This is a genomic window from Inquilinus sp. CA228 (assembly GCF_052078665.1).
Lineage (GTDB): Bacteria > Pseudomonadota > Alphaproteobacteria > DSM-16000 > Inquilinaceae > Inquilinus.
On the sequence record NZ_JBQJIK010000046.1, the window covers coordinates 1 to 13,414 of the forward strand.

Annotated in this window: 14 protein-coding genes; 5 read left to right on the forward strand and 9 right to left on the reverse strand. The window is 70.9% G+C overall.

Going from position 1 to position 13,414, the window contains the following annotated elements; translation table 11 throughout:
* Nucleotides 1-124: 124 nt before the first annotated feature.
* Nucleotides 125-595 (reverse strand): tRNA (adenosine(37)-N6)-threonylcarbamoyltransferase complex ATPase subunit type 1 TsaE, encoded by a 471-nt coding sequence (gene tsaE, locus ACTOWL_RS22220; protein WP_441323451.1) that lies wholly within the window; start codon nt 593-595, stop codon nt 125-127.
* 114 nt (nt 596-709) lie between these two features.
* Between tsaE and ACTOWL_RS22225 the strand changes: the two genes are divergently transcribed.
* Nucleotides 710-1,720: an NAD(P)/FAD-dependent oxidoreductase gene (locus ACTOWL_RS22225; RefSeq protein ID WP_441323452.1), complete on the forward strand. Its 1,011-nt coding sequence runs from the start codon at nt 710-712 to the stop codon at nt 1,718-1,720.
* Here ACTOWL_RS22225 and ACTOWL_RS22230 read toward each other — a convergent pair.
* Nucleotides 1,712-2,317 (reverse strand): LysE family translocator, encoded by a 606-nt coding sequence (locus ACTOWL_RS22230; protein WP_441323453.1) that lies wholly within the window; start codon nt 2,315-2,317, stop codon nt 1,712-1,714. The two genes, ACTOWL_RS22225 and ACTOWL_RS22230, sit on opposite strands and share 9 nt — an antisense overlap.
* A 129-nt stretch (nt 2,318-2,446) precedes the next feature.
* Here ACTOWL_RS22230 and ACTOWL_RS22235 point away from each other — a divergent pair, with 129 nt between their 5' ends.
* Together ACTOWL_RS22235 and ACTOWL_RS22240 are read left to right on the forward strand one after the other, a co-directional pair.
* Nucleotides 2,447-3,583 (forward strand): aminotransferase class I/II-fold pyridoxal phosphate-dependent enzyme, encoded by a 1,137-nt coding sequence (locus ACTOWL_RS22235; RefSeq protein WP_441323454.1) that lies wholly within the window; start codon nt 2,447-2,449, stop codon nt 3,581-3,583.
* Nucleotides 3,584-3,659: 76 nt separating this feature from the next.
* Entirely contained in the window at nt 3,660-4,622 is a 963-nt protein-coding gene (locus tag ACTOWL_RS22240) for a hypothetical protein (protein WP_441323455.1), read from the forward strand.
* A gap of 12 nt (nt 4,623-4,634) precedes the next feature.
* On the opposite strand, the gene ACTOWL_RS22245 is transcribed toward ACTOWL_RS22240, so the two are convergent.
* The gene (locus ACTOWL_RS22245) at nt 4,635-5,684 is read right to left on the reverse strand and encodes a calcium-binding protein (protein WP_441323456.1); all 1,050 of its coding nucleotides are present in this window, start codon (nt 5,682-5,684) and stop codon (nt 4,635-4,637) included.
* Between the two features lie 207 nt (nt 5,685-5,891).
* A complete protein-coding gene (gene ahcY / locus ACTOWL_RS22250; RefSeq protein ID WP_441323457.1) occupies nt 5,892-7,196 on the reverse strand; it encodes an adenosylhomocysteinase in 1,305 nt (434 codons plus the stop codon).
* Between the two features lie 194 nt (nt 7,197-7,390).
* On the opposite strand from ahcY, the gene ACTOWL_RS22255 reads away from it, so the two are divergent.
* Together ACTOWL_RS22255 and ACTOWL_RS22260 are read left to right on the forward strand one after the other, a co-directional pair.
* Nucleotides 7,391-8,158, forward strand: coding sequence for a DeoR/GlpR family DNA-binding transcription regulator (locus tag ACTOWL_RS22255; protein ID WP_441323458.1), 768 nt, complete (start codon nt 7,391-7,393; stop codon nt 8,156-8,158).
* Nucleotides 8,159-8,169: 11 nt separating this feature from the next.
* Nucleotides 8,170-9,330, forward strand: a complete 1,161-nt coding sequence (locus ACTOWL_RS22260) for an MFS transporter (RefSeq protein ID WP_441323459.1) — start codon at nt 8,170-8,172, stop codon at nt 9,328-9,330.
* Between the two features lie 19 nt (nt 9,331-9,349).
* On the opposite strand, the gene ACTOWL_RS22265 is transcribed toward ACTOWL_RS22260, so the two are convergent.
* From ACTOWL_RS22265 to ACTOWL_RS22285, 5 genes are all read right to left on the reverse strand, one after another.
* Nucleotides 9,350-9,775, reverse strand: a complete 426-nt coding sequence (locus ACTOWL_RS22265) for a hypothetical protein (RefSeq protein ID WP_441323460.1) — start codon at nt 9,773-9,775, stop codon at nt 9,350-9,352.
* 105 nt (nt 9,776-9,880) lie between these two features.
* Nucleotides 9,881-10,864, reverse strand: coding sequence for an NAD-dependent epimerase/dehydratase family protein (locus tag ACTOWL_RS22270; RefSeq protein WP_441323461.1), 984 nt, complete (start codon nt 10,862-10,864; stop codon nt 9,881-9,883).
* Nucleotides 10,865-10,871: 7 nt separating this feature from the next.
* Nucleotides 10,872-12,659: a phosphoenolpyruvate--protein phosphotransferase gene (gene ptsP / locus ACTOWL_RS22275; protein ID WP_441323462.1), complete on the reverse strand. Its 1,788-nt coding sequence runs from the start codon at nt 12,657-12,659 to the stop codon at nt 10,872-10,874.
* Between the two features lie 3 nt (nt 12,660-12,662).
* Nucleotides 12,663-12,935 carry an HPr family phosphocarrier protein gene (locus ACTOWL_RS22280; protein ID WP_441323463.1) on the reverse strand — a complete coding sequence of 91 codons (273 nt, stop codon included), beginning with the start codon at nt 12,933-12,935 and terminating at the stop codon, nt 12,663-12,665.
* 26 nt (nt 12,936-12,961) lie between these two features.
* Nucleotides 12,962-13,372: a PTS sugar transporter subunit IIA gene (locus ACTOWL_RS22285; RefSeq protein ID WP_026869137.1), complete on the reverse strand. Its 411-nt coding sequence runs from the start codon at nt 13,370-13,372 to the stop codon at nt 12,962-12,964.
* Between the last annotated feature and the right edge of the window lie 42 nt (nt 13,373-13,414).

Sequence of the window (13,414 nt, forward strand, 5' to 3'; positions counted from 1 at the left end):
CGGCTGGGCAGCAGCCCGGTCATGGCGCCCCGCGCCAGCGGCTCGCCCGCGGCCTGGGCGAGCAGGCCGCGCGCCAGCGCGTCGGCGCTGCCGCCGCCGGCCGGGATGGTGAAGACCCGCGGGGTCATCTGACCTCGCGCAGGGCCCGGGCCAGGGCCGCGCCGCGGCCGCCCAGGCCGATGATGGTGGCGACGCGGCCGTCGCCCGGGCCGTGCGCCAACTCGATCTTCAGCCGGTCGGCTGGCGTCAGCGGGCCCAGCCGGTCGGGCCATTCCACCAGGCAGATGCCCAGCCGCGCCTCGTCCCAGCCCAGCTCCAGCACCTCCTCCGGCGCCGCCAGCCGATACAGGTCGAAATGCCACAGCTCGCCCGCCGGCAGGTCGTAGGACTGGACCAGGGTGAAGGTCGGGCTCGGCACCTCGAGCTCCGGCTCGCCCGAGGCGGCGCGGATCAGGGCGCGGGCCAGGAAGGACTTGCCGGCGCCCAGGTCGCCGGCCAGCAGGACGATGTCGCCCGGCTGCAGCGGCGCCGCCAGCCGCGCCGCCAGGGCTGCGGTCGCGGCTTCGTCGGGCAGGTCGAGGGTGAATCGGAACATCGGCCGATTGTTCGCATACCGGGGCAGATGCGTCACGCGCGTGTCGCATCGCGATGGTGCGCGCCGTCGCGGAACCGGCTATCCCATCGGGGTCTGGAGCTTCGGAGAACCGCCATGCCGCACCGCACCGACGTCGCCATCATCGGGGCCGGCCCGGTCGGGCTGTTCGCGGTGTTCGAATGCGGCATGCTGAAGATGAAATGCCATGTCGTCGACGTGCTCGACGTCCAGGGCGGGCAATGCGCCGCCCTCTATCCGGAAAAGCCGATCTACGACATCCCCGGCCAGCCTCGGATCGAGGCGGCGGAGCTGATCGACCGGCTGGTGGCGCAGGCGGCGCCCTTCGCCCCGGTCTATCATCTCGGCCAGCGGGTCGAGACCCTGGCGCGCCAGCCGGACGGCCGCTGGCTGGTCGGCACCAGCGCCGGCACCCAGATCGACGCGGCGGCGGTGATCGTCGCCGCCGGGGTCGGCGCCTTCGGCCCGAACCGGCCGCCGCTGGCCGGGATCGAGGCGTATGAGAACAGCTCGGTCTTCTACATGGTGACGCGGAAGGATTCGCTGCGCGGCAAGCGGGTGGTGGTGGCCGGCGGCGGCGACAGCGCGCTCGACTGGTCGATCCTGCTGGCCGACATCGCCGCCAAGGTCATGGTGGTGCACCGGCGCGACAAGTTCCGCGGCGCGCCGGACAGCGTCGCCAGGCTGCACGCCCTGGCCGAGGCGGGGAAGATCGAGCTGGTCACGCCCTACCAGCTGCACGGGCTGGAGGGGGCGGGCGGCCAGCTCTCCGCCGTCACCGTGGCGACGCTGGACGGCGCCGTGCGGCGGCTCGAGGCCGACGTGTTGCTGCCCTTCTTCGGCCTGTCGATGAATCTCGGCCCGATCGCCGATTGGGGCCTGGCGCTGGACAAGAGCCACATCGCCATCGACCAGGCGACGGCGGCGACCAGCGCGCCCGGCATCTTCGCCGTCGGCGACATCGCCACCTATCCGCACAAGCTGAAGCTGATCCTGACCGGCTTCGCCGAGGCCGCCTCGGCCGCCCATGCGATCCATCCGCTCGCCCATCCGGGCGAGGTGCTGCATTTCGAGTACTCGACCACCTCGGGCGTACCGTCAGCCTAACAACTCCGCCGCGATCGGATACAGCGAAGCGACCAGCAGCAGGGCCATGCCCAGGTTGAACGCGCGGACCGCGGCCGGGGCGTGCAGCACCCGGCGCAGCGCCATGCCGAACAGGGCCCAGCAGCCGACGCTGGGCAGGTTCACCAGCCCGAAGACCACGGTGACGATCGCCAGGTTGCCCAGGAACCCGGCCTGCGGCGTGTAGGTGGCGATGGCACCCACCGCCATCACCCAGGCCTTGGGGTTGATCCATTGGAACGCCGCGGCCTCCAGGAAGGTCATCGGCCGCCCGGCCTCGCCGCCGGCCGAGATCGGGCCGGACCGGGCGATCTTCCAGGCGAGATACAGCAGGTACGCGGCGCCGCCGTATTTCAGCAGCTCATACAGCAGCGGCCAGGCGGCGAAGGCGGCGCCCAGCCCCAGCCCGACCGCCGCCACCAGCACCGTGAAGCCGGCGGCGATGCCGACCATGTGCGGCACCGTCCGGCGGAAGCCGAAGCTCAGGCCGGAGGCGGTCAGCATGATGTTGTTCGGCCCCGGCGTGATCGAGGTGACAAAGGCGAACAGGACGAAGGAGGAGAGCAGCTCTGGCGTCATGGGCCGCACAGTGGCGTGGCTACAGGATCGGTACAATCGGAACATTGTCCCGAACAATTTCGCCATGGAGAGATATCAATCTCCGTGCCACCCTCCCCACCGACCGCGCCGCCGCCCGAGGAGATCCCGATGCGCCTGCCCGAATTCGCGCTCGAAGCCTATTTCGCGCGCTGGGAGTTTACCGCCCGCCATAATCTCTGCGCCTCCGACATGCAGTCGCTGACGCTGACCGACCTTTTGGCCCTCGGCACGCCGCAGCAGCGCGAGGCCTGGGACCGGCTGTGGCTCGGCTACACCGAGACCGCCGGGGCGCCATCGCTGCGGGCGGCGATCGCCGGCATGTATGCCGGGCTGGAGGCCGAAGACGTGGCGGTCACGGTCGGGGCGGGGGAGGCGATCTTCCAGTCGGTGCGGGCGCTGCTGGGCTCGGACGACCATGCGGTGACGCTGATCCCGAACTACCAGTCGCTCGAGGCGGTGGCCGCCGGCATCTGCGCCGTCACCGGCGTGCCGCTCGACCCGGCCCCGGAGTCGGAGTACGGCTGGTCGCTCGACCCGGACCGGATCGCGGCGGCGCTGCGGCCGAGCACCCGGGCCATCATCCTGAATGTGCCGCACAACCCGACCGGCTGGCTGCCGCCGCGGCCAGTGTTCGAGGCGATCATCGAACTCGCCCGGTCGCGCGGGATCTGGATTCTGTCGGACGAGGTCTATCGCGGGCTGGAACGGCGTGAGGATGAGCGCCTGCCGTCGGCGGTCGAGCTGTATGAGCGCGCCCTGTCGGTCGGGGTGCTGTCCAAGACCTACGGCCTGCCGGGGCTGCGCCTCGGCTGGGTCGCCTGCCGCGACCGCGAGCTGCTGCGCCGGATCGTGCGGCAGAAGGACTACACCACCCTCTGCGCCCCGGCGCCGAGCGAGGCGCTGGGCGAGATCGCGATCGGCGCCCGCGACCATCTGGTGGCGCGCAGCCGGGCCCTGGTCGCCGCCAACCTGCCGCTGCTCGACGCCTTCTTCGCCCGCCACGCCAACCGGTTCGAATGGCAGGTGCCCGCCGCCGGTTGCATCGCCTTCCCGCGCTATCTCGGGGAGGAGGGGGTGGACGCCTTCGCCGACGGCCTGGTCGAACGCTCGGGCGTGCTGCTGCTGCCGGCGCGGGTCTATCGCTCCGCCCTCGGCCCGGTGCCGGCGGACCGGTTCCGCATCGGCTTCGGCCGCGCCGACCTGCCGGAGGCCCTGGCGGCGCTGGAGGCGCATCTCTCCGCCTGACGGCCTGCGACGCGATGCGGGGAGGCGGGTCGGGGCCGCAGCGTGTAGGGTGCGGCCGGACCACCGGGAAGAGATCATGCTGCGCCGTCTCGCCTTCGCCCTTCTGCTGCTGCCGGCCCTGCCCGCTGCGGCGGCCGACCAGACCCTCGGCACCTTCCGCGGCACGGTCGCGGGCACCGGTGGCGAGACCGAGACGATCGAAGGCTTCGCGGCCGTGGTGAAGGACGACCGCGGCCGTTTCGTCCTCGGCATGACCGCGACCGGCGAGGGGGTGATCCGCGCCCGCCAGATCCAGCTGCTGCTGCCGGCCGATGTGGCGCCGGGCGACCTCCCGGTCGGCAGCTACGATTCGGCCCGGCACGACAAGGACGGCAAGGCCGCCGGCGCGCTCTACCTCGCCATCGGCGCGGACGGGTCGCGGGTGCGCGACTGCCGCCTGGTGCCGCAGGGGACGGTGGAGATCTCCGCCGTCTTGCCCTTCGCCGGCACGCTGAACTTCACCTGCCGCGATTCGTCGGAGGCGACGCTGTCGCTGACCTTCGACGCGGTGCCGGTCGATCCGAACCAGGTGGTGCCGTCCGAGCCCGCGGCCGCCTCGGCCGGCCCGGGCCGGGTCAGCACCAAGGTCGGCGCGCCGGTCAACGCCACCATCACCGGCACCGGCTCGGCCAAGCGCCAGGCCGCGGGCAGCCGGCTGCTGCTGCTGTATCTGGAGCAGCAGCGCGACGTCCACGGCACCAAGCAGATGATGCCGGTCGGCGCCGTGGTGGTCGCGCTGCCGAAGGACGCCGCCCTCGGCGCGCATGACCTGAAGCCGTTCTCTCAGGCGGTCGCGGCCGACAAATCGGCGACCGACTACGGCGTCTCCTTCAGCCTGGAGGCCGGCGACGGCTCGATCGACGGGTGCGACCAGGCGGCGAGCGGCACCCTGACCCTGACGGGCCTGGATCCGCTCGCCGGTTCGGTCCGCTTCACCTGCGCCGACCAGAACGACCTGTCGGTCGAGAGCGACTTCGACGGCATCCCCACGACCGACTGACGGAGCGCCGGGCTAGAGCACGAAGTCGGGGGCCACCAGGCCGATGGCGCCGGTGAGCTGGATGTGGAAGTCGGAGACGCCGTCGCCGTTGACATCGCCGGCAATGGTGGTGACGGCGCCGACCACGGAGTAGCGCAACTCCCCCGCGTCGCCGTTGTAGAGGCCGGTGCCGATGAAGGCGAAGGCCTGGTTGCCCGCCACCGTCGTGTCGGCGTCGATCGCCGACAGGTCGATGCGGTCGCCCTGGGCGTGGCTGAAATCGGTGATCCGGTCGGCGTTGACGCCGACGACGCTGTGCGTGGGGGAGGAGAAGACGAAGCGGTCGGCCCCGCCGCCGCCGGTCAGCACATCCTTGCCGGCCCAGCCGTTCAGCACATTGGCGGCCGAGCTGCCGATGATGGTGTCATTGCCGGCGCTGCCGTTGACGTTCTCGATGCTGCGATAGCTGTCGCCCTGGGCGCCGAGGAAGCCGAACCCGGTAGCGAGGTTGACGATCGCGCCCACCGCGTTCTCGGTGTAGGTGACGGCGTCGGTGCCGTTGCCGCCGTCGAGGACATCCTGGCTTGCGCCTCCGCGCAGGATGTCGTTGCCGTCGCCGCCGGACAGGAAATCAGCGCCGCCATTGCCGGTCAGGGTGTTGGCGCCGGCATTGCCGACCAGAGTGTCGGCAGCGTCACCGCCGATCGCGTTTATGCTGCCGCTGCCGGTCAGGATCAGGCGCTCGACGAATGTCGGCATGGTGAGAGAGACGCTGGAATAGATCGTGTCGGTGCCGTCGCCCGGCGAATGCTCGATGACCTCGTCGTCGGTCGAATCGACGATGTAGGTGTCATCGCCGAAATTTCCATCCATACGGTCGTTGCCGGTGCCGCCATCGATGAAATCGTCGCCGCCGCCGCCATCGATGATGTCGTTGCCGGCCCCGCCGAAGGCCAAGTCGTCGCCGATGCCACAATTGATGTTGTCGATGCCACCGAGGCCGTGGAACTCATCGTTACCGCCATTGTCGGCCAGCGGCGGAGGCAGCGTGTCGTCGCCGTTCGTGCCTGTGAAAATGGTCATGGATTTCTCCTGGAACAGGAATGAAATGTCGGGCGGTGCGGCCGATACGACATTTGCCTTATGTTCACGGCATTGATTGGGCACGAACGTGCTGAATCCGAGGTTTTCTGTCGCGCTGCCTTGCCGGACGCATCGCCGTACGGCAGGCACGAAAAAGCCCCCGCCGGAGGGCGGGGGCTGGTCTCGATCGAAACCCCGGAGGGGTGATCAGTAGCGGTAGTGGTCCGGCTTGTACGGGCCCTGCGTCGGCACGCCGATGTATTCGGCCTGCTTCGGGGTCAGCTGGGTCAGCTTGGCGCCGATCTTGTCCAGGTGCAGCGCCGCGACCTTCTCGTCGAGGTGCTTCGGCAGGACGTAGACCTTGCGCTCGTAATTGGCGTGGTTCTGCCACAGCTCGATCTGCGCCAGCACCTGGTTGGTGAAGCTGGCCGACATCACGAAGCTGGGGTGGCCGGTGCCGCAGCCCAGGTTGACCAGCCGGCCCTGGGCCAGGACGATCAGGCGCTTGCCGTCCGGGAACACCACCTCGTCGACCTGCGGCTTGACCTCCTCCCACTTGTAGTTGCGGAGGCCGTCGATCTGGATCTCGCTGTCGAAGTGGCCGATGTTGCAGACGATGGCGCGGTCCTTCATCGCCCGCATGTGGTCGAGCGTGATGACGTCGACATTGCCGGTCGCGGTGACGAAGATGTCGCCGATCGGCGCCGCCTCGTCCATGGTCGTGACCTGGTAGCCTTCCATCGCCGCCTGCAGGGCGTTGATCGGGTCGATCTCGGTGACCATGACCCGGGCGCCCTGGCTGCGCAGCGAGGCGGCCGAGCCCTTGCCGACGTCGCCATAGCCGGCGACGACGGCGACCTTGCCGGCCATCATCACGTCGGTGGCGCGCTTGATGCCGTCGACCAGGCTCTCGCGGCAGCCATACAGGTTGTCGAACTTCGACTTGGTGACGCTGTCGTTGACGTTGATGGCGGGGACCTTGAGGGTGCCCTTCTTCATCATCTCATACAGGCGGTGCACGCCCGTGGTCGTCTCCTCGGACAGGCCGCGGACCTCGGCCAGCATCTCCGGATACTTGTCGTGCAGGATCTGGGTGACGTCGCCGCCATCGTCCAGGATCATGTTCGGGGTCCAGCCGCCCGGGCCGCGCAGCGTCTGCTCGATGCACCACCAGAACTCCTCCTCGGTCTCGCCCTTCCAGGCGAAGACCGGGATGCCGGCGGCGGCAATGGCCGAGGCGGCCTGGTCCTGGGTCGAGAAGATGTTGCAGGACGACCAGCGCACGGTGGCGCCCAGCGCCGTCAGCGTCTCGATCAGCACCGCGGTCTGGATGGTCATGTGCAGGCAGCCGACGATGCGGGCGCCCTTCAGCGGCTGCGACGGGCCGAACTCCGCCCGCAGCGCCATCAGGCCGGGCATCTCGGTCTCGGCGATCGCGATCTCCTTGCGGCCCCAATTGGCGAGGCTGAGATCCTTGACCTTGTAGTCGGTGAAGGTGGCGGCGTCGGGCATCGAAGGCTCCTCGAGGCAAAGCTGAATTGCCGCAGGGTGTAGCAGCCGGACCCGTTCGCCACAAGCATAAAGATATCTTTATATGTTTGATTTGGGCTCCTGGAGCTGAGTCGCGGGAGGCCAGAAACGTTTGCCGCCGGCTGTTGCACGTTTCTGCCTGTTCGTGCATGATCGGGCAAAACCAGGCAACTCCCATGACCGACATCCTGCTGCCCGAGGAACGGCGCAAGCGCCTCCTCGACCTCCTCGCCCTCGAGGGCAAGATCCTGGCCACCGCGGCCAGCGCCGTGCTCGGCGTGTCCGAGGACACGATCCGGCGCGACCTCAACGACCTCGCCCGCGCCGGGGCGGTGCGCCGCGTCCATGGTGGGGCGCTGCCGCTGACCCCGGCCACCGGTACCTTCGCCACCCGGGCGACCGAGCGGCCGGAGGCCAAGGCCGCGCTCGGCCGGGTGGCGGCCGGGCTGATCCGGCCGGGCGAGGTGGTGCTGCTCGACGGCGGCACCACCATGCTGGCGGTGGCCGAGGCGCTGCCGCCCGACCTGCGCTGCACCATCGTCACCCCGAACCTGCCGGCGGCGCTGGCCCTGACCCGGCACCCGTCGGTCGAGGTGGTGCTGCTCGGCGGCCGGGTCGACAAGGCCGATCAGGCCACCGTCGGCACCTCGGTGCTGGCCGCGCTCGACGGGCTGCGCGCCGATCTCTGCCTGCTCGGGGTGTGCAGCCTCGACATCGAGGCCGGGCTCGGCGGCATGGACCATGAGGAGGCGCTGGTGAAGCGCCGCATGGCCGGCTGCGCCGGCCGGGTCGCCGCCGCCGTCACCGCCGACAAGCTGGGCACTGCCGCCCCGTTCCCGATCCTGCCGGTCGGGCGGCTGAACGCGCTGATCACCGAACGGTCGGCCGACGCCGCCCTCCTCGCCGCCTATCGCCAGGCCGGCCTCACCCTGATCCTCGCCTGACCGGAGCCATCATGACCAGTTTCGCCGAGGCAACGACCGCGACTGCCGATCTTCGCGGCGCGCGCCTCGCCACCCGCGCCATGTTCCTGATCTGCGGCACCGTCACCGCCAGCTGGGCGCCGCAGGTGCCGCTGGCCAAGGCCCGGCTCGGCATCGACGACGGCGTGCTCGGCCTCGCTTTGCTCGGCATGGGCGCCGGGGCGATGGTGGCGATGCCGCTGGCCGGCTTCCTCGCCGCCCGCTTCAGCAGCCGGCTGATCACGGCGCTCGGCGGGCTGGTGATCTGCCTGTCGCTGCCGCTGATCATCCTGGCGCCGGACGCGTTGGCGCTCGGCCTCGCTTTGTTCCTGTTCGGCGCCGCCACCGGGTCGATGGACGTGGCCATGAACGTCCAGGCCGCGGCGGTCGAGGCGCGCGGCAGCCGGCCGCTGATGTCCTCCTTCCACGGCATGTTCAGCGTCGGCGGGCTGATCGGCGCCGGCGGCGCCAGCCTGCTGCTCGGCCTCGGCCTGTCGCCCCTGACCGTGGCCCTGGTGGTCAGCGGCCTGATGCTGGCGCTGCTGGCCGCCCAGGCCGGGTCGATGCTGCCGCCGCAGCGCGGCGCCGCCCAGGCCGGGATGCGCTTCACCCTGCCGCGCGGCCTGGTGCTGGTGCTCGGCCTGCTGACCTTCGTGCTGTTCCAGGCCGAGGGCGCGGTGCTGGACTGGAGCGCCGTGTTCCTGCATGAGGCCCGCGGCCAGGACCCGGCCGTGGCCGGGCTCGGCTACGCCATGTTCGCGGTGGCGATGGCGGTGATGCGGCTGGCCGGCGACGGCATCACCAGCCGCTTCGGCGGCGAGACCGTGGTCCGGCTCGGCTCCGCCCTGGCGGCGGTCGGCTTCCTGCTGGCGATCCTGGTGCCCTGGCCGGCGGCCGGGCTGATCGGCTTCGCCCTGGTCGGGATCGGCGCCGCCAATGTCGTGCCGGTGCTGTTCAGCGCCGCCGGCCGGGTGCCGGGCATGGCGCCCGGGCAGGCGATCTCGACCATCGCCACGCTCGGCTATTGCGGCATCCTGGCCGGCCCGGCGGCGATCGGCTTCATCGCCGACCACCTCGGCCTGCCGGCCGCGCTCGGGATCGTGGCGGCGCTGCTGGTCGCGACCGCGGCCGCGGCCCGGGCGGTGCGGGTCTAGCCGGGGGGCTGGCCGCGGGCTACACCCCCCGCCGTCCGGAGGCGGTGACGCCGTGCAGCCGCAGCAGCGGGCGGCCGTGCTGCCGTGCCGCGTCGGTCCTGCCCGGCGCGGGCGGGGAAGCGGTCCGCGACACCAGGACGGATCCGTCATCGTCGGGCACGGCGGCGGTGACCAATATGCCGTTCAGCCGGGCGACGGTGGCCACGATGTCCCGGCGAAGCTCAGCCGGCAGATACGGATCGCCGGCGTCGATCACCGCCTCGACCCGGGCCAGCAAGCCTTCCAGCTCCAGGATCTGGCCGTCCCCGACGGTCGAGATTCGCATCAGCAGGGCGCAGGTTCGCCCCAGCCAGTCGGCGAGATCGTCGGCATCGCCCAGGCAGACTGGCGACCGCTCTCCATCCCGGAGCCAGATTGCCGGCGTGATATGAACGATCCCTTGCATGCCTCTCTTCCCACGACGAGTCGGCATCGACCAGTTTTGTATAAAATATTATGTATTGCAATACAGAGAATGCGTGTTGTTCGCGGGCTGGGGCTCGGCCCCCGGTCAGCCCACCGGGTAGGGGCCTTCGGCGAAGCTCTCGGCGTGGTAGCCCTTCGACCCGACCAGCCGGGCCAGCGGGCTCCACAGCCCGCCACCCGCCTGCAGCCGGTCGATCACGGCCCGGAAGTCGTGGCGGGGCTGCCAGCCCAGCTCGGCGCGGGCGCGGTCGTTGACATAGACCCGGTCGATGCTCGGCAGCATCCGCCAGCCGCGGCGGGCATATTCGGCCTCGTGGCCGGGAACCCGCCGCCGCACCACCGCCGGCGCGTCGCGCCGCAGCTCCGCCAGGTCCTCCGGCCGGAACGGCGTGGTGGCGCTGACGATGTAGCGGCCGAAGCCAATCGCAGGCGCCTGCTCCAGCGCCAGCAGATGGGCGCCGACCACATCCTCGATGTCGACCCGCCGGAACAGGTATTCGTTGGCCTTGAGGTTGTCGTCGGCATAGGCGGCGCGCCTGGCGCCGTCGTCATCGGCCTCGGGGAAGAAGCGCGAGGTGCGCAGGACCAGGCAGGGCAGGCCCTGGTTGCGGTGGAACAGCTGGCACAGATCCTCTGCCGCGGCCTTGGTGACGCCGTAGATGTTCTTCGGCACCGGCACGACCGCCTCGGTCACCCAGGCGGCCGGGGCGCCGGCGGGCGGCACCAGGGCGTCGCCGAACACGCTGGTGGTGCTGGTGAAGACGAAGGCGCCGATGCCGGCGGCCGCCGCCTCCTCCAGCAGGTTCAGCGTGCCGGTGATGTTGGTGTCGACGAAATCCTGCCGGCCGTGGGTGGCGACATGCGGCTTGTGCAGCGTGGCGGCGTGCAGCACCGCCTGCGCCCCGGCCATGGCCTGCCGCACAATGTCTCGGTCGGCGATCGAGCCGACCTGCGCCGTGAATGGTCCCGGCCGCACGTCGAGGCCGACGGCCTCGTGCCCCTGGTCCCGCAGGCTGCGGACCAGCGCCTCGCCGAGATGGCCGGAACTGCCGGTGACCAGGACCCTCATGCGCCGCTCACCCACCCTCGTTGAAATCGTCGAGCAGCGCGGCGATCCGGCCGGAATCGGTCTGGTCCAGCATCATCCGGGCGCGGCGGGCGGCGGCGACGCTGTCCAGCGTCAGGATCCGGCGCTTGACCTCCAGGAGGCGCAGCGGCGCCATCGACAGGTCGCGGATGCCGAGGCCGATCAGCAGGGCGGTGAAGCGCGGATCGCCGGCGATCTCGCCGCAGGCGCTGACCGGGATGCGGGCCCGCAGCGCCGCCTCGACCGTGAACTGCACCAGCCGCAGCACCGCGGTGTGCAGCGGGTCGTAGAGATGGGACACGGCTTCGTCGCCGCGGTCGGCGGCCAGCGTGTACATCACCAGGTCGTTGGTGCCGATGGCGAAGAAGTCGACCTCGCGCGCCAGGGCGTCGGCGATCAGCGCCGCCCCCGGCACCTCGATCATCACCCCGAAGGGCGGCATCGCCGCCGGCACCGGCACCCGGCGCCGCTTCAGCCGCCGCATCGTCCGGTCCAGCGCCGCCTTGACCGCGCGGATCTCGCCGATGGTGGTGATCATCGGCAGCAGCACCCGGATCGGCCCGTGCGCGCCGGCCCGCAGGATCGCCGCCAGCTGCGCCTCCAGCAGCTTCGGCTCCTTCAGCGACAGCCGGATGGCGCGCAGGCCGAGCGACGGGTTGGCGCTCTCGGCGAAGCGGCCGCCGAGGGCGGAGGCGATCTTGTCGCCGCCGAGGTCGAAGGTGCGGATCGTCACCGTCTTGCCGGCCATGCCCTCGACCACGTCGCGCAGGATCGAATACTGCTCCTCCTCGCCCGGCAGGTCGTCCCGGTTCATGAACATGAATTCGGTGCGCAGCAGGCCGACGCCGGCGGCGTTCAGCTCGGTCGCCATCTGCACGTCGCGCGGCAATTCGACATTGGCCGACAGGGTGACGTCGACGCCGTCGCGGCTGCGTGACGGCAGACCGATCAGGGCCTCGAGCTGCTTGCGGTCGGCCCGCGCCAGGTCGCGCCGGATGCGATAGGCGGACAGGGTCTCCGGCGTCGGATCGATGATCACCTGTCCGGACGTGCCGTCGACGATCACGGTCTGGCCGGCGCGGACCCCGGCCAAGAGGCCGGGTACGCCGAGCACCGCCGGCAGGCCGAGCGACCGCGCCATCACCGCGGTGTGGCCCTGGGCGCCACCAAGGGCGGCGGCGAAGCCCATGACGCGGCGGGGATCCATCAGCGCGGTGTCGGCCGGGGTGATCTCCTCGGCCAGGATGATGCTGCCCTCGGGCAGGCCGGCCAAGGCCTGGAACTGACGCTTGGTCAGGTTGCGGATCAGCCGGGACCCGACCTCGCGGATGTCGTCGATCCGGCTGGCCAGGTAGCTGTCGTCCATCGCCGCGAACTGGGCGGCGATGGACCCGATCTCCGACTGCACCGCGTATTCGGCGTTGACCCGCTCCTCGGCGATGCGGGTCTCGACCCCGCGCAGCAGGCGCGAGCCGGACAGGATCGCGGCATGGGCGTCCAGCAGGTAGCCGATATCCTCCGCCGCCTGCTCCGGCAGCGCCTGGGCCTTGGCCTTCAGCTTCTTGATCTGGCGCCGGGACTTGGCCAGCGCCTCGCCGAAGCGCTCGCGCTCGCCGGCCAGGTCGGCCTCCTCCAGCCGGTATTCCGGCACCTGCTCGAAGCCGCTCTCGATCAGATGGGCCGGGCCGATGGCGACGCCGCCGGAGACGGCAAGGCCGCTCAGCACGATCTCCCGGCTGGGCTTCGAGTCAGGCAGGTCGGCGATCCGGGTCGCCATGGCTCAGTCCTCGTCGAAGCCGCGCTCGACCAGGGAGACGAGCGCCGCCAGGGCCTCGGCCCCCTGCGGCCCGGCCGCGGCGATGGCGATGTCCGTGCCGGGCCCGGCCGCCAGCATCATCAGCCCCATGATCGACTGGCCGCCGACCTCGGTGCCGTTGCGCTCGACCCAGATCTCGGCGTCGAACTCGGCCACCAGCTTGACGAACTTGGCCGCCGCCCGGGCGTGCAGCCCGCGCTGGTTGCGGATCGTGACCGTGCGCGTCAGCCGGTCCATGGCAGCGTCCGGAGACACCGGGCCGCTCATTTCCGCTTTTCCGGTTTCAGCAGGGCCGAGGCCACGCTGATGTATTTCTGGCCAGCCTCGCGGGCGGCGGTCACGGCGTCGGTCAGGGTGTCGGTCTTGCGCACCGAGGCCAGCTTGATCAGCATCGGCAGGTTGATGCCGGCGATCACCTCGACATTGGCGCGGTCGAGGATCGAGATCGCCAGGTTCGACGGCGTGCCGCCGAACATGTCGGTCAGCAGCACCACGCCGCGCCCGCCATCGACCGCGGACACCTTGTCCATGATCTCGGCCCGGCGCTGCTCCATGTCGTCCTCGGGCCCGATGCAGACCGTGGCGACCTGGGGCTGGGCGCCCACCACATGCTCCATCGCCGCGACGAACTCGTCGGCGAGACGACCATGGGTCACGAGGACCATGCCGATCATCGGGTGGGTGGTCATGTCGTTCCGGTTGCCTTCCTGTCAGCC